We start from the raw sequence: 19,036 nt of genomic DNA, 5'->3' as shown, positions 1-19,036 counted from the left end.
GAGGGCATGTCACCCCTAGAGCTCGACTTCGACTCCTGTTACCGGGCGGTCTCCGCCAGGGACTCCCGGTTCGACGGGCGCTTCTACACCGCGGTGACGACGACGCGCATCTACTGCCGGCCGATCTGCCCGGCGCGTACCCCCTCCTCCAGGAACGTGCGCTTCTACCGGCACGCGGCCTCGGCCGAGGCGGCCGGGTTCCGGCCGTGCAAACGCTGCCGTCCCGAGCTGTCGCCCGGCGATCCCGGCTGGGACCTGCGCGGCGACCTCGTCGGCCGGGCCCTGCGGCTGATCGACGACGGAGCCGCCGACGAGCGCGGCGTGGCCGGGCTGGCCCGGCGGCTGCACATCACCGAACGCCACCTGCACCGGCTGTTCGTGGCCGAGCTGGGCGTCGGGCCGCTGGCCGTGGCCCGCACCAAGCGGCTCCTGCTGGCCAAGCAGCTGCTGACGGAGACCGGGCTGCCGGTCACCGAGGTCGCGTTCGCGGCCGGGTTCGGCAGCGTGCGGCAGTTCAACGCCACCATGCGGGAGACGTACGGCTTCACGCCGAGCGAGCTGCGCGCCACGGCCGGACGTCCGGCGGCGCCGCCCGAGCCCGAGGCCGCCGGGCCCGTGACGCTGAGGCTGCGGCTGCACCGCCGCGAGCCGTACGACGTGGCGGGCGTGTTCGGGTTCCTGACCTCACGCGCCATCCCCGGCCTCGAGGTCGCGGGCCCCGAGTCGTACTCCAGGGCCGTGCCGGGCGGGACGATCACGCTCACCCCCCGGCCGGACCACATCGCGCTCGACGTGGCCCTGGCCGACACCCGGCAGCTGGCCCGCATCGTCGCCCGCTGCCGCCGCCTGCTCGACCTGGACGCCGACCCCGACGCCATCGCCGAGGCGCTCGGCCAGACCTCGCTGGCCCCGCTCGTCCAGGCGCGGCCCGGGCTGCGGGTGCCGGGCACGTTCGACGGCTTCGAGCTGGCCGTACGCGCGGTGGTCGGCCAGCAGATCTCGGTGGCCGGAGCCCGTACGCTGCTCGGCCGCATCGTCGCCAGGACCGGCGGCCCCCTCTTCCCCACGGCAGCCGAGCTGCGGGAGGCCGACCTGACGGGCCTCGGCCTGACCAACCGCAGGATCGCCACCCTCGCCGACCTGGCGGGCCGGGTCGCCGACGGCGACATCGACCTCGACGGCGGCCAGGACCCGGCCGAGGCCGGGTCCGAGCTGCTGAAGGTGCCCGGCATCGGCCCCTGGACCGCCAGCTACATCGCGCTGCGCGCCCTGCGCGACCCCGACGCCTGGCCCACGGGCGACCTCGTGCTGAGAAAGCGCATGGCCGCCCTGGGCATCCCCGACGACCACATCGAACGGTGGCGGCCCTGGCGGGCCTACGCCGCCCTGCACCTCTGGAGCTCCTCATGATCACCGCTCAGGTCCTGCCGACGCCGATCGGCTCGCTCTCGCTGCTCACCCGCGAGGGGGTTCTCGTGGCGGGCGGCTTCACGGCCGACCCGGCGGAGATGTTCGTCCGCCTCACCCCGGCCCTTCAGGCGGAGGGGCTCGACGTGGTGGACGACCTCGGCGCCCCCGCCGAAGCCGTCCGGGCCTATTTCGACGGCGACCTCGACGCCCTGGACGCCGTCCCGGTCTCGCAGCCCGGCTCCCCCACCCGCAAGCGCCTGCACGAAGCGCTGCGCGAGGTCCGCGCGGGGACGACGGTCTCGTACGCCGAGCTGGCCCAGGCCGCCGGACTTCCCCGTACCGCCGCCCGCGCCGCCGGCTCCGCCTGCGCCCAGAACCTCATCGCCCCCTTCGTCCCCTGCCACCGCGTCCTGCCCAGCACGGGCGGCTACGGCGGCTACTACTACGGCGTCCCGGTCAAGGAATGGCTCCTCGCCCACGAAAGCGGACAAACCCTCAACCTACAGTGACGATAAGACAGCGTTCGGTAATGTGTTCGCATGTCGCCGACCCTGGAACATGAGTTCCTCCTCGAACTCGTCCGGCAACGCCCCTCCCTCGTCGCCACCTTGCTGACCGAGGCGGGCGTGCCGGTCCCCCGATTCGACGAGGCCCGGTTGGAAAGTCCGGACTTCACCGCCTGTCAGCCGACCGAGTTCCGAGCCGACGCGGTCGTCGTCCTCACTGACGGAAAGCCGCTGGCTGGGGTCGTTGTGGAGGTACAGCGGCGGTACCGGGAAGAGAAGACCTGGTCCTGGCCCGTCTACCTGGCCACGCTACGCGCCCGCATCAAGGGCCCGTGCCTGCTGCTGGTCTTCTGCCCCGACCGCAAGGAGGCGCGCAAGTGCGCGCGGGCCATCGACATGGGACACCCCGGCTGGACACTCCACCCGATCGTGATCGGGCCTGACCAGATCCCCAAGGTCACCGACCTCCTCCAGGCCATCGCCGAACCGGAACTCGCCACGCTCTCGGCCATCGTGCACGGCAACGAGGGCGAGGAGGGCCTCAAGATCCTGCAAACCTTCGTCGACTCTCTGGAGCATCTGCCCAGAGAGCATGAAATCTACGTTGACCTCGTTCTCACGATGCTGCCCGATGTCGCCGTCAAGAAGTTCTTGGAGTTCACTATGGCCATGGGAACACGCGAGCCTAAGAGCAAGTGGGTCCGCCACTGGGTTGCCGAGAGCAAGGCCGAAGGCATATCCGAAGGCGAGGCCCGGGGCGAGGCCCGGGGCGAGGCCAAGGCGGTCCTGCGGATCCTGGAGGCACGCGGCATCACGGTGCCGGAGGAAGCGGCCGAGCGGATCGGCCAATGCACCGACCTCGACCTTCTCGAGAGCTGGATCGACAGGGCTCTCACCGTCGAGGCCGTAGAAGAGCTCTTCAACCTGAGCTGAGCACATCACAGGGCCGACGCGACGATCTCGCGTCGGCCCTGTGCACGCCTCCGAGCGATGTGGAACCGCCCGGCGACAAGGGTGGCGGCATAGAATGGGGGTCGTGCGACGTTAGACGGCGTAGGCATCATTTGCAGGCGCCTGGTAAACGAGAGGGGTTCACATGCCTCTGGCCGACGACGCCGTGGAGGCGCGTGCCCAGGGGTGGCGCACCCTCGCCGCCCTGCACGCGAAGATCGAGGACAAGCTGGAGAAGGCGCTGCAGAAGGCGCACGGCCTGAGCGTGAGCGAGTACACGGTGCTCGACGTCCTGGCCCGCCAGGACGGCTGGCACATGCGCATGCAGCAGCTCGCCCGCGCCGTCGTGCTCAGCCAGAGCGCCACGACCCGGCTGGTCACCCGGCTGGAGAAGCGCGGCCTGCTCAAGCGTTACCTGTGCGAGGACGACCGGCGCGGCATCTACTCCGAGGTCACCCCTAACGGCCGCGACCTGCTGACCACCGCGGGCCCGACGCACGACACCGTGCTGAAGGAGGTGCTGGCGGAGGCGGCCGAGCAGCCCGAGCTGGCACCGCTGGCCGCAGTGATCGCCTAAGCTCGCCCGGCCATAGTGATCGCCTAGGCTCGTCCGGCGGCAGTGATCGCCTCGACCCGCCGGGTCGAGGTGATCACCTCGACCCGGCCCGGCCGCCGTCAGGGTTTCACGTTGCTCTGGATCTCGCCGACCGGCACGTCCCGGGTCGCCCCCGCCTCGACCGGCGCGAACTGGAACGGCACCGCGTCACCCGTCGTCTCCACCGGCCACGACGTGGTGACGGTGAGCCGGTACGCCTCGCGCGGCTGGTCGATCGAGGCCCGCAGGTAACGCACGCCACAGGTGAACGAGGCCCCCTTGGCGTACGGACGTCCGGCCGCCCCGCAGCCCTCCTCGTGCACCTCCGCCCGGTCCTTCGCGGTGCCCGGGTCGATCTTGATGCTCTTCAGCGTGGCCACCACGGTCACGCTCATGACGCCCGGGATCTCCGCGGTCACCGATCTGCGCCGCTCGCCCAGGCCCTCCAGCCAGACCCAGGTGGGCAGGTTGACGAAGCTCTTGGCGTCGGGGCTCAGTCTGATCGTGGGCTCGGGCACGGTCAGGGACGCCCTGGCGATCTCGGCGAGCTCCCGGATCGTGATCCCGGCGGGCGGCGTCGTGCCCGGCGGCACGAACACGAACGGGTCGAGCGCCGCGAAGCAGACCTGGCCCTTCGGGTCGGAGGCGTCGTACGCCGGGCCCCACCAGCGTCCGTCCTTGCCGACCTTGTCCTTGAACTGTTTGAGGAAGTCCTGGAACCCCTCCTCGGACGCGTCCTTGGTGTACCTGAACCAGTAGTCGCGCAGGGCCTCCTGCGACTTCAGCATCTCGGCGCCGGTCATGCCGGGCTCGTACCAGCAGGGGCGCTTGAGGACGTATCCGTCCGCGTTGCCGCCCTTGGCGCCGTTGCCGGAGATGACGATCCTGGAGTTGCGCAGCTCGATCCCTCGGGTCCGGCCGTGCTCGATGGGGCTGCCGGCCGTCTCGCCGGGGTCGTCGAGCTGGCCCAGCAGCATCAGGGCCGCGGTGGCCAGCGAGATCACGCGGTTCATCGCGCGCATCCTTCCTTGTCATAGAGGAATTCCCGGATCCGCCACACGCCGTCGTCGCCGCGGTGCGCGAGGGCCCTCTGCAGGTAGGGGGCGCGCATGATGGAGGGCTGGGGCGAGACGGCCTCGCCGCTGCTCGCGCTGACCACGCGTGCCTTCGACTCGTCCACGCAGGTGTCGATCTGCGCGCCCTTGTCCAGCACCTTCGTGACCCGCAGGCCGTACAGTCTGGCGACGCCCTTCACCCTTCTGTCCTCCTCGGTGTACCGGCGTACTCCGTCATACGCCTGGCGCACCGCCTGGAGTTCGAGATCCAGATCCTTCAGGTATCGATCGCTTCCCGAGACCATGACCTTGCGGGAGGCGAGGTACCAGTCGGTGATCACGCGCATGAGCGGGTCGCGCCGGGCGGGCCAGTCGATGTCGACCCGCAGCTTCCCGCCGCCGACCTCGATCGTCTCGACGCCGGGCGCGTCCGCGGAGGGCCGCGCCGAGCCTCCCGCCGTGGGCGCGGTCGCCGGGGTGGTGCCGGACGGGCCCGGCTGCGGCGTGTACGGCCGCTCGGCCTGCCCGCACCCCGCCGCCAGCAGGACGAGCGCGATCACCGTCATACGTCTCATGCGGACGACTCCCTCACCACGTGGATGCGCCACGAGGGCAGCAGTTCCTCGATCAACGCCTCGGTCTCCGGGGCCATCCCGCCGCCGTACGGGTGGGAGGCGGCCCTGCGGGTCAGGACCTCGACCACGGCCCGCATGCGGACGGCGTCCCCGGTGGCGTGGGTGGCCCGCAGCAGGTCGCGCCAGAGCCCCTCGTCGTCGGTCGCCAGCAGCAGCGCCGCGCGGACGGCCGCCACCGCCGCGTCCGGCTCGTCCTGGGCCAGCCGCAGCTCGCACAGCCGGTGGGCCGCATCGGCCACGCCGGCCGCGACGTCGTACTCCAGGTCGTCGGCCGCCAGCCAGGCGTACCGGCCGGACGGGCGGTTGGCCAGGAGCGGGCCGCGTACCAGGCCGAGCGCCTTCTCCAGCAGGACGGTGCGGGCCGTCGGATCGTGCTGGGAGCGGCGGACCAGCTCGCGGAACAGGGCCCAGTCCGTACGGACCTCGGGGCCGAGCCTGAGCCGCCCGGCCTCGTCGACGTGCAGGTGCTCGGGGCCGAGCCAGTCGGCGACGCGGGCGATGGTGGCGTCCCTGACCATGGTCTGCACCCCGCGCGGCCACAACACGCCCCCGAGAACGACGGGGTGCACGCCGCCGGGATGCGTGGCCAGGTAGACCAGCAGCTCGGTGGCCAGCGCCATGCGGCCCTCTTCGAGGGGCGCGAGCCCGGTGATCTCGATCGGGCCGAGCATTTTGATCTCGACGGCGGGCGGGTGCAGGCCCTCCAGCGGCTCGGCCTCGGGATAGGCCTCGCCGTCGAGCCGTCCGGCGGTGCGGAAGAGGTCGATCAGCGCCTTGTAGTGGCGGCGCGGCAGGAGCTGGGCCTCGACCTCGAAGCCCAGCTCGGCGATGCGCGCCTTGCCGTCGTCGCCGATCTCCAGCGTCCAGGTGGCGTGCGGGACGTCGCCGGCCACGACGTATCCGGCGGTGTCCCGGCGGGCCAGCAGCGCCAGGCGGCGGGCCTCCTCGTGCGTGGGCGCCACGGCCGACAGCAGGTAGTGGGCCTCGCGCGGGCTGCCGGAGACGCGACCGGTGAGCACCTCCCTGCGCGGCGCGGCGGTCGCCTCCAGCTCGGGCAGCACCTCGGCCAGGCCGCCGACGGCCCTGATCCGGTCGGGGGCGATCGCGGTCAGCTCCTCGCCGAACCCGACGAGCGTGATGCGCATGCGGTCGGACCAGCGGTTGGTGGCCAGCTCGACGGCGAGCGCGGCCAGCGCCGCGGTGGTCTGCGGGCCGCGGACGTTGATCAGGCCCTGCGCGGCCTCCAGGTCGATCAGCACCCGGCCGCTCGCGTCCGTGCCGATCGAGACCAGCCCCGGGTACGGCGCGCCGCCCGCCTGCTCCTCCAGCAGACGTCCTTCGTGGGCGGGCAGGCGCCACACCTGGCCGCCGTCCTGGGCCGTCCACGGCTCGGGCGGGTCGTCGTCCGGCGGGTGGATCCACAGGTCGAGCGTGCGCGGGGACAGGTGGACGCCGTAGACGGTGGGCGGGGTGCGGTGCTGGGCGGCCAGCTCGGCGCCGAGCAGCCGCAGCCCGATGTCGAGGATGCGCGCGCCCGGGGCGTCGCCGCCCAGCCTGAGCGCGACCTCGGCCTGGGCGGCGTCGTCGCGCGGCCGGACGATCCGGCGCCCGAACACCCTGCGCCACAACTGCTCCCGCCGCCTCCTGGCCAGCAGGGCCAGCAGCCCGGCGGCGGCCAGCGACGCCCCGGCCAGGTAGTCGATCAGGTCGAGGCTCTGGGCCTCCCTGATGGTGATCTCGGGCTGGTCCTGGCGGACGTCGGGCTTGCGGTGCCTGGCCTGGTCCTTCTCGCTCTTTTCAGTGGCCCTGCCTTCTGTGCGCTCCGTGCCCTCCGTGGCCTTCTTGGCGGCGTGGTGCCGGGCATCGGGCTGGGCGCGGGTGTGGGCCACGCCGGGGTGCTCGCGCAGCGTCTGCTCGCGGGACTGGCCGGCGGGGACGATGTGCACGTTCCTGGCGTCGTCCGGCATGTCGAGCACCCAGCCGGGCCTGATCAGGTCGGCCATGCGGAGGCGGGTGCCGTCCGGCTGCTCCTTGGCCTGGTTGAGTCGGTAAATTTCGGGATATCGGCGGCCGTCTCCCAGGCACTTCTCCGCGATCTCCCACAGGCTCTCGTGGTGCCGGCCGTGCGGCGGCTGCACGACGTACACCTTCTTGGTCTTGTGGGTCTCCAGCGTCTGCTCGACGATCGGCGCGGAGTAGGCGACCGCGGTCACCGGCGGCGCGGCGGGCGGCGCGGCCATCCGCGCGATGGGCGCGATCATGGCCCCGGCCGTGAACAGCAGCAACACCGCGCCGACGAGCTTGTTGGCCAGCGCCTGCGTGCCGCCCGACAGCGGTACGCGGGCAGGCATCCCGACCCTTCGGACGCCGGCGTACACCTCGACCACCACGCACACGAAGAGCTGGAACCAGGCCAGCCACACCAGCAGCACCAGGACGGCCTGGATCGTGCTGGGCCCGGCCTCGGCGGTGAAGAACCGCACGTCGAGCATCTCGGACGTGACCGGCGGCCCGGCGAACCTGAGCAGCGCGTACGGCACCCCGCCCACCAGCGCCACCAGCGCCACCAGCGCCGCGAGCCCGGCGAGCACGTCGCCGAAGGTCCGCCTGGCCGGGATGCGCGCAGGCGGCCGCCTGGGCTGGTGCCGCCCCGGGGGACGCGCCGGCTCTCGCGTCGGCTCTCGCGTCGGCATCGCCGCTCCCTTCTTCCGTCCAGCGTCCTGCCTCGTGCGTTGCCCCGGCCACCGAGTGGCGGGAATCGGTCTACCTGGCTTCCGGGGCGGCCGTGGCCTCGCCGTTCATCTCCGAGCCCGGGAACCCGAGGGCCCCGAGGAAGAACGCCTCCCACCGCACCGAGACGCTGACCGTCACCTGGTCCTGCTGGACCGAGCAGGAGCCGCGGGCCACGCCGTCGCCGCCCTGGGCCGCGACGATCTCGTCGGCCCTGGCGCAGACCTGGCCCTCGTCCAGCAGGGTGACCTCGCCGCCGGTGCGCAGGCGGTCGACGTCGATCTTGTCCGCGCCTGCCCGCGCGGCCTGCTCGGCGACGTCGGCGGCGCGCAGCCGGGCGTTGATCGCCGCGCCGCCGTCGACCAGCAGCCCGGCCAGGAGGAACACCACGACCGAGAAGAGCACGGTGAAGACCGACATGGACCCCCGTTCCCCCGCCTTCACGGCTCCCTCCTGACGAGCTGCTCAAGCGGCACCACGGCGGTGCCGGTCAGCCGCTTGGTGCCGCCGAACCCGAGGAAGCCGAGGTCGAGCTCGCAGGTCACCTCCGCCTGCACCTGGCCGCCCGCCTCCCAGGTGGATCCGTCCAGGTTCACGGCGCTGGCGCCGCACTTGTCGTCCAGCGCGCTCTTGGCGGTGCTCTCCGCCGCGGCGCCGGCGTCGTCGAAGCTGCGCTGCACGGACGCGGCCCGCGCGGCGTCCCTGGCCGCGCCGTTGACCCGCCCCTGCGTCTCCACCAGCACCCCCGCCCCGACCAGGAACATGAGGAACAGCAGGAAGACGGGGGCGAGCATCACCGTCTCCACGGCCATCGAGCCGCGCTCGCCCGGCTTCATCGGCAGTCATCACCGCCGTTGTCGGGACGGAAGCACTCGATCGGCCCGCCCGCGGTCGCCGTGATCGTGAACGTGAGCGGCGGCAGCAGCGGCACGACCTGCACGGCGCTGCCCGTGACCGTGACGAAGCGCTGGTCGGGGTCGCGCTCGGAGGTGGTGGCGGCGGCGTTCTCCAGCAGCCGCGGGCCGACCGCCTTGACGATGCCGGTGGCCTTCGCCGTGGCCGCGCCCTGCCAGTCGCCCGAGTCGAACGGCGCCGCCCTGGCCACCCGCGCGCCTTCCCTGGCCGCCGCCTCGGCGATCTGGCGACCGTGGAACCAGAGCGCGACCTGCACGACGAGGAGCGCGACCGCGAGGATGACCGGCATCAGCAACGCCAGCTCGATCACGGTCGCGCCCCGCTCACGAGTCCGCGCCACCACCGCCGCCGCCACCGCCGAACGTGCCCTGGATCTCGCTGGACTTCTGCTCGACCAGGGTCTTGATCAGCGTGGCCAGCCCGAGCGCGACGCCCGCGATGATGGCCGTGATGATCACCCATTCGACGGCGGAGGCGCCCCTGCTGGGCGCGGTGCGGGCGCGCTGGATCCGCACCCCCAGGTAGGCGGTGAGATAGACGATCCAGGGATGGTTCATCAGGCCCCCAACATCTTCATCGCGGCGGGAAAACTGAGAAAGATCACGAAACCGGCGCACAGGAGGAGCTGGGCCACGAGCATCGACTGCGAACGTTCGCCCGCGCGTCCCTCGATCTCGGCCAGTTCGCGCCGGCGCAGGGTGGCGGCCCTGGCGGTGAGCGAGGCGCGCACCTTGGCGCCGTCGTCGGCCACCAGGCCGAGCGCGGCCGACAGGTCGCGCAGCTCGTCGACGTTGATCTCCTCGCCGAGCTGGCCGAGCGCCTGCCACGGGGTGATGCCGACGATCCTGGCGCCGCCGAGCGCGTCGCGGATGCGGCCCATCGCCCAGTTGGGCTGCTCGCCGCTGACCGACACGGCCATCATCAGCGCCTCGGGCACGCCGCGCCCGCCCGCCAGGTTCATCGAGACCAGGTCGAGGAAGGCGCCCACGACGTGCCGGAAGTCGCGTCGCATGGCCGCGGCCTCCTTGCGGATCTGCAGGTCGGGCAGGAAGAAGAAGAGCAGCGCCACGAGCACGGCCGACCAGAACGGCACCGTGAACGACACGCCCCACCCCATGAGCGCCAGCCAGCCGAGCAGGATCGGGAAGGCCAGCAGGCCGCTCGCGGCGAGCAGCACCTTGGTGGCCAGGAACGCCTCGAACGAGCGGCCGAGCAGGGCCAGGTCGGACTTGACCGAGCGGGCCTCCCAGCCGCGGGCGCCGTAGAGGCGGGCCAGGCGGGCGCCGAGACCGCGGCGGAACGCGCTGACCTCCTCGTCGGGCAGCAGGAGCCGGATGTGCGGGGCGCCTGCGTCCTCGCGCACGGCGTCGAGCGCCAGCAGCCGCGCCACCAGCCCGGGACGGGCCGGGAACAACGCGCGGACCAGCACGAACAGGCCGAGGCCGAGCACCGCCCCGGCCAGCACGCCCTCAACCATGGCCGCCTCCCCCCATCAGCAGCCGGGTCGGCTTGTCGAACCTGGCCAGCCGCCGCATCCACGCGAACCCGGCGCCGAACAGGCCGCCGACGACCACGAGCACGGCCTGGCCGAGGGTGGAGCCGTACTCGCTGACGTAGGCGGGGTTGAACAGGATGAGCAGCCCGGCGAAGACCAGTGCCGTGATCACCACGATCTGCACGCTGCGCCTGGTCGAGCGGCGTTCGGCCTCGACGCGGCGGCGCATGTCGAGCTCTTCGCGGGCCGAGACGGCGAGCGCGCCGAGCACGTCGCGCAGGCCGGGGCCGCGCAGCCGGGAGTTGAGGATGAGCGCGGCGATCACCAGGTCGGCCGAGGGGTCGTCGAGCTCGTCGGCGAAGCGGGACAGCGCCTCCGGCAGCGCCATCCGGGTGTGCAGGCGGTCGACCATGGCCCGCAGGTGGGGCCGGAGCGTGGGCGCGGCAGCCCTGATGGAGGACGGGATGGCCTGCTCCAGCCCGGCCGCCCCGGCGATGGTGTCGCGCAGCGACTCGGTCCAGGCGGCCAGCCCTTCCAGGCGGCGCATGGCGGCGCGTTCCTCGGCCGCGCCGCCGGACAGGCCACGCCAGGCGAACACGAGCAGCACCGTGCCCACCGCCATGACCGGCCAGCCCGTGACCACCAGGACCAGGCCGGCGGCCACCGCGGCGACGGCGGTGCGGGTGGTCAGCATCTTGACCAGCGGACGTCTGGGCTGGGACGGGCGGCGGCGCAGGCCGTACAGGGCCAGGAAGAACAGGAAGAGGCCGCCGCCGGCGGCCGCGCCCGCCACCATCGCCAGCGGGTCGAGGTCGAACGCCATCCTCACCAGCCTCCCGGGTTGTAGCCGTGGGCGACGAGCTCCTCCAGGCACGAGACCGGCGCGTGCGGGACGCCCGTGCCGTCGGGACCGGGCGCGAACACCTCGCTCGACAACACGCGGCCGTCGCAGCCGTTGACCTCGCGGATGCTGGAGACGTAACGGCGCAGGGTGCCGCCGACGTGGTAGTCGTTGCGCTTCTCGATGAAGACGACGAAGTCGATCGCGCCCGCGATGAGCATGTGGGTGGCGTCGATGGGCAGGCGCTCGCCGGCCTGCAGGGCGTAGGTGGCGATGCGGTTGAAGACCTCCATGCTGGAGTTGGCGTGGATCGTCGACAACGAGCCGTCGTTGCCCTGGGTCATCGCGTTGAGCATGGTGACGATCTCGTCGCCCAGCACCTCGCCGACGATGACGCGGCTGGGGTTCATCCGCAGCGAGCGCCTGACCAGCTCGGCCATGGAGATCTCGCCCTGGCCCTCGGAGTTGGGCAGGCGCTGCTCGAAGGCGACCACGTTGGGGTGGAGCTCGGGGAACTGGTCGAGGCCCAGCTCAAGGGCGCGTTCGACGGTGATCAGACGCTCGCTGGGCGGGATCTCGTTGGCCAGCGCCCGCAGCAGGGTGGTCTTGCCGGCGTTGGTGGACCCGGCGATCATGAGGTTCTTGCGGGCGGCGACGGCCGCCGTCAGGAACCTCCCGATCTCCGGGCTGATCGTGCCGTTGCCGGTCAGGTCGGACAGGAAGACCTTGCCGAGGCGGGAGCGGCGGATCGACACGGCTGGGCGCACGGAGACGTCCATCACCGCGCTCAGCCGGGAGCCGTCGGGCAGCCGCAGGTCGAGCTGGGGGTTGGCGGTGTCGAACGGCCTGCTGGACAGCCCCGAGTACGCCGCCAGGATCTGGATCAGCTCGACCAGCTCGTCGTCGGACTCGGCGACCGGGTCGTGCATGAGCTCCTGGCCGTCGGCGTAGCTGACGAAGACGCGGTCGCAGCCGTTGATGTCGATGTTCTCGACCTCGGGGTCGTCGAGCAGCGGCTGGAGGCGGCCGACGCCGAACAGCGCGGCGTGGATGCCGGCCGCCAGGGCCTCCTCCTCCTCGATGGTGGGCGGCGTGCGGCCGAGGCCGATCTCGTTGCGCGCGTGCTCCTCCAGCACCTGCGAGATCAGCGCCCTGGCGAACTGGCGCTCGTCCTCGCCGGACATCGGCGGGACGCCGCTCGCCTGGTCGATCCGGCGCTGCTGGGCCAGCCGGTCGCCGACCTCCTGGCGGAATCGTTTGACGAGGGAGTGGTCGATCATCGGTGGCTCACCAGCCTCGCGGCGAGGTCCCGGGCCGTGCGGATGAGCAGGGACCGGTCGAGCCGGCCGCCCCACTGCCCGCGCAGCAGCTCGGCGCCCTTGGGGTCGTGGGCCAGCCCGTGGACGAACTGGACGACGGGCCCGACGATCCTGCGCACGTCTTCGATCGAGGCCCGGTAGTTGCGCGGGTCGGCGATCACGACGACGCCGTGCGCCTTGCTGATCTGGAGGCGTTCGCGCAGGTGGGCGACGTGGTCGAGGGTCGCTCTGGTGAGCAGGAGCACCTGCTCGGCCTCGGCGAGGAGGTCGGCGATCTGGGGGTGGGAGCCCAGACGGCCGCAGTCGGCGATCACGTCGGCGTCGGGGATGGCGGCCAGCGACCTGCCCAGCGGGCCCCAGAGCCAGGTGAGCCCGGCCGCCTGCTCGCCGTGGGTGAGCCCGGCCAGCACGTCGAGCCCGCCGATGATCTTCTGGGTGTGCTGGTGGATCTGGGCGGGTTCGAGGCCCCTGCGGGCGGTCGCGCCGAGCGTGAGCAGGCCCTTGCCCGGGTTGAGCACGCCGCCGTCGGCGGCGGGCAGCCGGTAGGCGAGGTCGCCGCCGGCCGGATCGCACTCGGCCAGCAGCACGGGCCGCGGCCACACCGCCGCGAGGGCGGTGGCCGCGGTGGTCACGCCGGGCGCGCCCTTGTCGGCGGCCAGAACGATCAGCGCCACGTCAGCGCGCTCCCGGGAGCTCGGCCACCGCGATCTCTCCGCTGGAGGCATAGGCGAGTATTTGCGGTGAGTCCGACGAATCGACGATCACGGTGATCTGCCCGGAATTACCGCCCGTTCGGTTCTTGTCGCCCGCGCTGAACACGAGCGCGCTCTCGGCGAGTACGCGACTTTGCCCCTGAGCCGTCCGGTTCGGCACGTACACGACCTGGACGCGGTCGCCCTGTTGAATGCCGGCGGGCATTTGGCCGGGTTTGAGGGCGAGGCCGACGGTCGCCTTTCCCGGGCCCAGTTCGTCGCTGGCCTTGCTGCCCATCTGGTTGGTCAGCAGGGTGCCCGGCAGGATCGTGACCGCGGCGAAGCTCTGGGTCACCTCCGAGCGCCGGGACCAGGGGACGTAGTCGACGCCCGTGTCCGAGGCGACCTTCACCTCTTCGAGCATGCCGTCCACGAACTTCTGGCCCGCGCCGACCTGCTGGGTGACCCTGATGGCGGAGACGCGGTCGCCGCTGCGCAGCACGAGCAGCGTGGTGGCCAGCGCGCCGCCGAGTATGAGCAGCACCGCCAGCGCGGCGAGGGCCGGCTTGCGTTCGCGTGGGGGCACGGGGAGCTTGCGCGAGGCCGGGCCGGACAACCCCGCCGCCGCGTTGTCGGCGACAGGTTTTTCACTGGTCCTCATGGGTGGGGGGCTCCCATTGTGAAATGCGGAATTCACGCCCATTATGTGGGGCGCCCGGGTGGGCCGTGGGCGGAATGCGAGGACCCATGCTTGTTTCGCAGGTGGCACGATGTCAACTCGGAATAATCGATGCCTATCGTCTCTACCAAGTTGACGAATACCGATTCATCGGCATGCTGGTCACAGTTTTATCTTGAGTCGCAGTAATCACAACTTTTTCAGGCTTGATCGTGACGCTCGGCGCGCGAGTTATCCACAGAACCGCGTTCTCATGCCGGTGCCGTCAACCGGGACGCCTACTCTCGCTTCTGGCGCTACCTTGGCGCCCGAGGTCGAGCGAGGAGACGGCACATGCGGATCATGCTCACCGTGCTCGGCGAGCAGGGCGACCGCGACGTCGTGATCGACGGCGACGGCGGCGCCACGGTGGCCGGGGTGACCGAGGCGCTGAGCGGGCGCACGTCCATGGCTAAGGTCGTCCACCTGCCGCGGACCCGCGCGCCCTACGGCCTGGCGCCCGAGGCCGGGGTGCGGGGCGGGGCCGAGGCGCGCATCCCCCGTCCGCGCGTCCCCGACCGGCTCGGCGTCCCCGCCGGCGTTCCCGGCGATTCCGGCGCGCTGCTGTGGCGCGACGGGCGTCCGCTCGATCCGCGGGCGCCGGCGGCGGCCGTCCTGCGCGACGGCGACAAGGTCACGCTCGACCCGCGCCTGGCCCGCGCCACCGTGGTCGAGGAGCCGGGCGGGGTGGCCGAGATCCGCGTGATCGGCGGCCCGGCGGCGGGGGCCGTCCACCGGCTGGGGCTGGGCGTGCACGTCATCGGGTCCGACCCGACCTGCGCGATGGCCGTCGCCGATCCCCTGCTGGCCGCCGAGGCCGTCGCCGTGCGCGTGACGCCCGACGCGATCACCGTCGAGCGGGCGCACCGGCAGAGCTCCGGGCAGACCTCCAGGCTGAAGCTGAAGGGGCGGTGGGCCGAGGAGGTCGCCGAGCTGACCGCGCGGGTCGCCGAGCGGGAGGCGGCCGAGCTCGCCGCCGAACAGGGCGACATGCCCGAGCTCGACGGCAGGGCGCTCACCGGGCCCGCCGAGTGGCCCGACCAGGCGGTGCTGACCTGCGGCTCCTCGGTGTTCGTGCTCACCTCGATCGAGCCGAAGGACGCCCACCTCGCGCCCACGGCCGAGGGCGGGCTCGCCTACAACCGGCCGCCCAGGCTGCGCCGCCCCGAGCCGGAGCGCACGTTCGTCAGGCCCAAGGAGCCGACCAGGTCCGAGGGCATGCGGCTGCAGTTGCTGGCCGCGCTCCTGCCTGCCGTGCTCGGCGTGACGCTGGCCTTCGCCCTGCACGCCCCCTACTACCTGCTCGTCGCCCTGATGACGCCGATCATCATGATCGGCCAGTGGGTCAGCGACCGCCGTCACGGCAGGAAGAAGCACAAGCAGGCGCTCAAGGAGTTCGGCGAACGCGTCCGGGCCTACGACGAGGAGGTCGAGCGGGCCAGGGCCGCCGACGAGGCCGCGCGCAGGTCCGACGCGCCCGACCCGGCCCAGGTCCTGCTCACGGCGACCGGGCCGCGCAGGCGCCTGTGGGAGCGCCGCATCCACGACGCCGACTCGCTGCGGCTGCGCGTCGGCCTCGCCGACCTGCCCGCCAACCTCGACCTGTCGGAGGAGCAGGGCGGCCCGATCGACCCGCCGCTCTGCCGCGCCGTGCCGGTGGCGCTGGCCATGCGCCGGCTCGGCGTGGCGGGCGTCACCGGCCCGCGCGGGGCCGCGACCAGCCTGGCCGGCTGGCTGATCGCCCAGGCCGCCACCCTGCACAGCCCGCGCGACCTGGCCATCGTGGTCGTGTCCGCGCGCGCCGACGGCGAACGCCGCTGGGGCTGGACGCGCTGGCTGCCGCACTGCGCCCCGCGCTCGGGCGAAGACTGCGTGGCCCTGGTCGGCACCGACCCCGAATCGGCCGCCCGCCGCGTCGCCGAGCTGGCCGCGCTCATCGACGAACGCCAGAACACCGCCATCCCCGAGTTCGGCAAGATCCCCACAGGCTGGGACGATCTGGGCGGCCCCGAGAAGCCCAGCTTCTCCTCCTACGACGTCCGTCCCCACGACGTCCTGGTGATCCTCGACGGCGCCCAGATCCTGCGCGGCCTGCCCAACATGCCCCAGGTCCTGCGGCAGGGTCCCCGGTCCGGGGTGTTCACCCTCGCCATCGACGACGACCAGCGGCTGTTGCCCGAGGAGTGCCAGACGGTGGCGGCGTGCGGCTCCGACGGCCTGGTCCGCCTGCTCGGCGGCGGTCTCGACGTGATCGGGCCGGTGCTGGGCGACCTGGTCTCGTCCGCCTGGTGCGACCGGCTGGCCAGGGCCCTGTCCCCCATCCGCGACGTGAGCCGCGACGATCCGTCGGGCAACCTGCCCGGTGCCGTGCGCCTGCTCGACCTGATGGGCATGCCCGACCCGTCCGGCAAGGAGCTGGCCGGCCGGTGGCGGGCCCGCGGCACGACCGAGGCGCTGATCGGCGTCGGCCCCGACGGTCCGTTCTCGGTCGACCTCAAGCTCGACGGCCCCCACGGGCTGATCGCCGGCACCACCGGCGCGGGCAAGTCCGAGCTGCTGCAGACGCTGATCTGCTCGCTGGCGGTGGCCAACCGGCCCGACCAGCTCACGTTCGCGCTGATCGACTACAAGGGCGGCGCGGCCTTCAAGGAGTGCGTACGCCTGCCGCACACCGTCGGCATGGTCAGCGACCTCGACGGGCACCTGACCCAGCGGGCCCTCGACTCGCTGGCAGCCGAGATCCGGCGCAGGGAACGCCTGCTGCTGGCGGCGGGCGCCAAGGACATCGACGACTACGCCGGCCAGGCCCCCATGCCACGCCTGGTGCTGATCATCGACGAGTTCGCCGCGCTGGTGGCCGAGCTGCCCGACTTCGTGGCCGGTCTGGTGGACATCGCGCGGCGGGGCCGTTCGCTGGGCATCCACCTGATCCTGGCCACCCAGCGGCCGGCCGGCGTGGTCACGGCCGACATCCAGGCCAACACCTCGCTGCGGATCGCGCTGCGGGTGACCGAGCCCGCCGAGTCCACCGACGTCATCGACCTGCCCGACGCGGCCTCGATCTCCAAGTCCACCCCTGGCCGGTGTTACGTGCGGTCGGGGGCGGGGGCGGCGATCGCCGTCCAGACGGCCAGGGTGGGCGGGCGCAGCCCCGCGCGTGTTCCGTCCGCCGGGGGGCCGGCCGGGCGGCTGCGGGTGCTCGACGTGGACTGGCGCTCGCTCGGCAGGCCGCTTCCGCCGCCTGCGGAGCCGGTGGAGGAGTCGGCGGTCACCGATCTCAGCCTGGTCGCGGACGCACTGGTCGAGGCAGGGCGGTTGGCGGGCGTCCCGGCCCAGCCGAGCCCGTGGCTCGACCCCCTGCCCACCCACCTGGTGCTCGACCTGCCCGCCGCCCCGCCGGAGGGGGCCGGCGGCGGGTTCGAGGAGGTGGCGCCGTTGGCGTTCGGAGTGACCGACCGTCCGTGGCGGCAGGATCGTTGCCCGCTGGCGCTCGACCTGGCCAACGGCGGCCACCTGCTGATCGCGGGCGCTCCGCGGAGCGGCCGCTCGACGGCGTTGCGGACCATCGCGGGCGCCATCGCGGCCCGGACGTCGCCCGCCGACGTGCACGTCCACGCGGTGGACTGCGGCTCGGGCGCGCTCCTGCCCGTCATGGCGATGCCCCACTGCGGCGCCGTCGTCACCCGCGACCAGATCGAACGGGTGGAGCGGCTGCTCGGCCGGCTGCGCGCCGAGGTGGGCCGCCGCCAGCAACTGCTGGCCGAGGCGGGGCACGCCTCGCTCGCCGAATACCGCCAGGCCGGTCACCGCCTGCCGTGGCTGGTGTTCATGCTCGACCGCTGGGAGGGGTTCGTCGCCGCGTTCGAGAGCTACGACTACGGCCGCCTGATCGAAGCCCTGCTCCAGCTCCTGCGCGAGGGCCCGGCGGTGGGCTTGCGGGCGGTGGTCACCAGCGATCGGTCCGGGCTGCTCGGCCAGGTCTCGACGGTCTTCGACGACCGCCTGCTGCTGCGCCTGTCCGACACGTCCGACTACGGGCTGGCCGGGTTCCCGCTCAAGGGCCTGCCCGCGTCCATGCCTCCGGGGCGTGCCCTGTCGCTGGGCGAGCACGGCATCACCGAACACCACATCGCCCTCCTCTCCGCCGACCCCGCGGGCCCCGCCCAGGTCGCCGCGCTGCAGGCCCTGGCGCGCAGCGCGAGCCCGCAGGCCGCCGGAGGCGGGGGCGGGGGGCGTCGCTGGGCGGGCGAACGGCCGCTGCGCGTCGACGCGCTGCCGATGCGGGTCACCGCGTCCCAGACGATGGACCTCGATCCGGCGTTCACCCCGCCGTCACCGTTGTGGGCGCTGGTCGGCGCGGGTGGGGACGCGCTCACTCCCCTCGGCGTCGATCTGCTGGCCCACGGGCCGGGCGCGGTGATCGCGGGGCCGTCGCGGTCGGGGCGGTCGTCCGTGCTGGTGACGGCGGCGCGGTCGCTCATCGCCGCCGGCACGCCGGTCGTCGCCGTCGCCCCCCGGCGAAGCCCGCTGCGCGACCTCGCGGACGCGGTGGCCGTTCTGGACGGGAACGCCGCCAACCTGCCCGAACTGGTCGCGGACCTGGGCCAGTACGTCGTGGTCGTGGACGACGCCGAGCTGGTCGACGCGGACTCACCGCTGGGCACGTCCCTGGAGGAGGTGCTGCGCTCGGGCCGGGACGGCGATCACGGCCTGCTGATCGCCGGCTCCACCGGTGACCTGGCGGTCGCCTATCGCGGGTTCGTGGCCGAGACCCGCAAGTCACGTACGGGCGTGCTCCTGTCGGTCCAGGGCCCGACCGACGGCGACCTCTTCAGCATCCGACTGCCCCGCGGGGCGGGCGGCGGCCCTCCCGGACGCGGCCTCCTGGTCACCACCGGCAACATCACCCCCATCCAGACAGCCCTCCCCGACACCCCCTGACCCACCCACCCAGCCTCCCGCCCCGCCCCGCCCCGCCCCACCTGAGCCTCCCCGCCCCGCCCCACCTGAGCCGCCTGAACTGCTCAGCCGTAGCCATCCGGCCTATCCCACGTCGCCCACCTCTTGAGGGACGCCGGGGCCCCGCCCGGCCTGTGCGTGGCATCCAAGATCATGCTTGCCGGACGGGAGGGTGTACGCGCCCGCCCATTCCGAGCCAGCCCTTCCGAGTCCCA

17 protein-coding genes are annotated in these 19,036 nt (G+C 72.9%); 5 read left to right on the top strand and 12 right to left on the bottom strand.

Annotation, left to right across the window (positions count from 1 at the left end; genetic code table 11):
• The first annotated feature begins 6 nt into the window (after nucleotides 1-6).
• From AB0J71_RS09020 to AB0J71_RS09005, 4 genes are all read left to right on the top strand, one after another.
• Nucleotides 7-1,410, top strand: coding sequence for a DNA-3-methyladenine glycosylase 2 family protein (locus AB0J71_RS09020; protein ID WP_364389261.1), 1,404 nt, complete (start codon nucleotides 7-9; stop codon nucleotides 1,408-1,410).
• Complete coding sequence (locus tag AB0J71_RS09015) at nucleotides 1,407-1,919, top strand: methylated-DNA--[protein]-cysteine S-methyltransferase (RefSeq protein WP_352325829.1); 513 nt, start codon at nucleotides 1,407-1,409, stop codon at nucleotides 1,917-1,919. The genes AB0J71_RS09020 and AB0J71_RS09015 overlap by 4 nt, the downstream gene beginning before the upstream one ends.
• A 30-nt stretch (nucleotides 1,920-1,949) precedes the next feature.
• Nucleotides 1,950-2,849, top strand: a complete 900-nt coding sequence (locus tag AB0J71_RS09010; protein WP_364413510.1) for a hypothetical protein — start codon at nucleotides 1,950-1,952, stop codon at nucleotides 2,847-2,849.
• Between the two features lie 163 nt (nucleotides 2,850-3,012).
• Complete coding sequence (locus AB0J71_RS09005) at nucleotides 3,013-3,444, top strand: MarR family transcriptional regulator (protein ID WP_364413508.1); 432 nt, start codon at nucleotides 3,013-3,015, stop codon at nucleotides 3,442-3,444.
• 98 nt (nucleotides 3,445-3,542) lie between these two features.
• Here the strand turns inward: AB0J71_RS09005 and AB0J71_RS09000 are convergent, their stop codons facing one another.
• The 12 genes from AB0J71_RS09000 to AB0J71_RS08945 all read right to left on the bottom strand — a co-directional run bounded on the left by AB0J71_RS09000 (nucleotide 3,543) and on the right by AB0J71_RS08945 (nucleotide 13,805).
• Nucleotides 3,543-4,475, bottom strand: coding sequence for a hypothetical protein (locus AB0J71_RS09000; RefSeq protein WP_352325825.1), 933 nt, complete (start codon nucleotides 4,473-4,475; stop codon nucleotides 3,543-3,545).
• Entirely contained in the window at nucleotides 4,472-5,092 is a 621-nt protein-coding gene (locus tag AB0J71_RS08995) for a hypothetical protein (RefSeq protein ID WP_352325824.1), read from the bottom strand. Before AB0J71_RS08995 ends, AB0J71_RS09000 begins: the two co-directional genes overlap by 4 nt.
• Nucleotides 5,089-7,845: a BTAD domain-containing putative transcriptional regulator gene (locus AB0J71_RS08990; RefSeq protein ID WP_364413506.1), complete on the bottom strand. Its 2,757-nt coding sequence runs from the start codon at nucleotides 7,843-7,845 to the stop codon at nucleotides 5,089-5,091. Before AB0J71_RS08990 ends, AB0J71_RS08995 begins: the two co-directional genes overlap by 4 nt.
• Nucleotides 7,846-7,915: 70 nt before the next feature.
• Nucleotides 7,916-8,326, bottom strand: coding sequence for a flp pilus-assembly TadE/G-like family protein (locus AB0J71_RS08985; protein ID WP_352325822.1), 411 nt, complete (start codon nucleotides 8,324-8,326; stop codon nucleotides 7,916-7,918).
• Nucleotides 8,323-8,718: a TadE family protein gene (locus AB0J71_RS08980; RefSeq protein ID WP_352325820.1), complete on the bottom strand. Its 396-nt coding sequence runs from the start codon at nucleotides 8,716-8,718 to the stop codon at nucleotides 8,323-8,325. The genes AB0J71_RS08985 and AB0J71_RS08980 overlap by 4 nt, the downstream gene beginning before the upstream one ends.
• The gene (locus AB0J71_RS08975; protein ID WP_352325819.1) at nucleotides 8,715-9,137 is read right to left on the bottom strand and encodes a TadE family protein; all 423 of its coding nucleotides are present in this window, start codon (nucleotides 9,135-9,137) and stop codon (nucleotides 8,715-8,717) included. The genes AB0J71_RS08980 and AB0J71_RS08975 overlap by 4 nt, the downstream gene beginning before the upstream one ends.
• On the bottom strand, nucleotides 9,121-9,354 hold the full coding sequence (locus AB0J71_RS08970) for a hypothetical protein (RefSeq protein WP_352325818.1): 234 nt from the start codon (nucleotides 9,352-9,354) through the stop codon (nucleotides 9,121-9,123). Before AB0J71_RS08970 ends, AB0J71_RS08975 begins: the two co-directional genes overlap by 17 nt.
• Entirely contained in the window at nucleotides 9,354-10,274 is a 921-nt protein-coding gene (locus AB0J71_RS08965) for a type II secretion system protein (RefSeq protein ID WP_352325817.1), read from the bottom strand. The genes AB0J71_RS08970 and AB0J71_RS08965 overlap by 1 nt, the downstream gene beginning before the upstream one ends.
• Nucleotides 10,267-11,115 (bottom strand): type II secretion system F family protein, encoded by an 849-nt coding sequence (locus tag AB0J71_RS08960; RefSeq protein ID WP_352325815.1) that lies wholly within the window; start codon nucleotides 11,113-11,115, stop codon nucleotides 10,267-10,269. The genes AB0J71_RS08965 and AB0J71_RS08960 overlap by 8 nt, the downstream gene beginning before the upstream one ends.
• Nucleotides 11,116-11,117: 2 nt before the next feature.
• Nucleotides 11,118-12,413, bottom strand: a complete 1,296-nt coding sequence (locus AB0J71_RS08955; RefSeq protein WP_352325813.1) for an ATPase, T2SS/T4P/T4SS family — start codon at nucleotides 12,411-12,413, stop codon at nucleotides 11,118-11,120.
• The gene (locus AB0J71_RS08950; protein ID WP_352325812.1) at nucleotides 12,410-13,126 is read right to left on the bottom strand and encodes a hypothetical protein; all 717 of its coding nucleotides are present in this window, start codon (nucleotides 13,124-13,126) and stop codon (nucleotides 12,410-12,412) included. The genes AB0J71_RS08955 and AB0J71_RS08950 overlap by 4 nt, the downstream gene beginning before the upstream one ends.
• A gap of 1 nt (nucleotide 13,127) precedes the next feature.
• Nucleotides 13,128-13,805: a hypothetical protein gene (locus AB0J71_RS08945; RefSeq protein WP_364413504.1), complete on the bottom strand. Its 678-nt coding sequence runs from the start codon at nucleotides 13,803-13,805 to the stop codon at nucleotides 13,128-13,130.
• A 351-nt stretch (nucleotides 13,806-14,156) separates the two neighbouring features.
• Here AB0J71_RS08945 and AB0J71_RS08940 point away from each other — a divergent pair, with 351 nt between their 5' ends.
• Nucleotides 14,157-18,803: an FtsK/SpoIIIE domain-containing protein gene (locus AB0J71_RS08940; RefSeq protein ID WP_364413502.1), complete on the top strand. Its 4,647-nt coding sequence runs from the start codon at nucleotides 14,157-14,159 to the stop codon at nucleotides 18,801-18,803.
• The last annotated feature ends 233 nt before the right edge of the window (nucleotides 18,804-19,036 follow it).

This window comes from Nonomuraea sp. NPDC049637 (assembly GCF_040675235.1).
In the GTDB taxonomy this organism is placed as follows: domain Bacteria; phylum Actinomycetota; class Actinomycetes; order Streptosporangiales; family Streptosporangiaceae; genus Nonomuraea.
Note: the sequence above shows the minus strand (reverse complement) of the source record. Positions and strands in the feature narration are given on the sequence as shown.

What these genes read in the sequence shown, in the direction of transcription:
- AB0J71_RS09020 (WP_364389261.1), top strand. Translation starts at nt 7, where the DNA reads ATGTCACCCCTAGAGCTCGACTTCGACTCCTGTTACCGGGCGGTCTCC.
- AB0J71_RS09015 (WP_352325829.1), top strand. Translation starts at nt 1,407, where the DNA reads ATGATCACCGCTCAGGTCCTGCCGACGCCGATCGGCTCGCTCTCGCTG.
- AB0J71_RS09010 (WP_364413510.1), top strand. Translation starts at nt 1,950, where the DNA reads ATGTCGCCGACCCTGGAACATGAGTTCCTCCTCGAACTCGTCCGGCAA.
- AB0J71_RS09005 (WP_364413508.1), top strand. Translation starts at nt 3,013, where the DNA reads ATGCCTCTGGCCGACGACGCCGTGGAGGCGCGTGCCCAGGGGTGGCGC.
- AB0J71_RS09000 (WP_352325825.1), bottom strand. Translation starts at nt 4,475, where the DNA reads ATGAACCGCGTGATCTCGCTGGCCACCGCGGCCCTGATGCTGCTGGGC.
- AB0J71_RS08995 (WP_352325824.1), bottom strand. Translation starts at nt 5,092, where the DNA reads ATGAGACGTATGACGGTGATCGCGCTCGTCCTGCTGGCGGCGGGGTGC.
- AB0J71_RS08990 (WP_364413506.1), bottom strand. Translation starts at nt 7,845, where the DNA reads ATGCCGACGCGAGAGCCGACGCGAGAGCCGGCGCGTCCCCCGGGGCGG.
- AB0J71_RS08980 (WP_352325820.1), bottom strand. Translation starts at nt 8,718, where the DNA reads ATGAAGCCGGGCGAGCGCGGCTCGATGGCCGTGGAGACGGTGATGCTC.
- AB0J71_RS08970 (WP_352325818.1), bottom strand. Translation starts at nt 9,354, where the DNA reads ATGAACCATCCCTGGATCGTCTATCTCACCGCCTACCTGGGGGTGCGG.
- AB0J71_RS08965 (WP_352325817.1), bottom strand. Translation starts at nt 10,274, where the DNA reads ATGGTTGAGGGCGTGCTGGCCGGGGCGGTGCTCGGCCTCGGCCTGTTC.
- AB0J71_RS08960 (WP_352325815.1), bottom strand. Translation starts at nt 11,115, where the DNA reads ATGGCGTTCGACCTCGACCCGCTGGCGATGGTGGCGGGCGCGGCCGCC.
- AB0J71_RS08955 (WP_352325813.1), bottom strand. Translation starts at nt 12,413, where the DNA reads ATGATCGACCACTCCCTCGTCAAACGATTCCGCCAGGAGGTCGGCGAC.
- AB0J71_RS08945 (WP_364413504.1), bottom strand. Translation starts at nt 13,805, where the DNA reads ATGAGGACCAGTGAAAAACCTGTCGCCGACAACGCGGCGGCGGGGTTG.
- AB0J71_RS08940 (WP_364413502.1), top strand. Translation starts at nt 14,157, where the DNA reads ATGCGGATCATGCTCACCGTGCTCGGCGAGCAGGGCGACCGCGACGTC.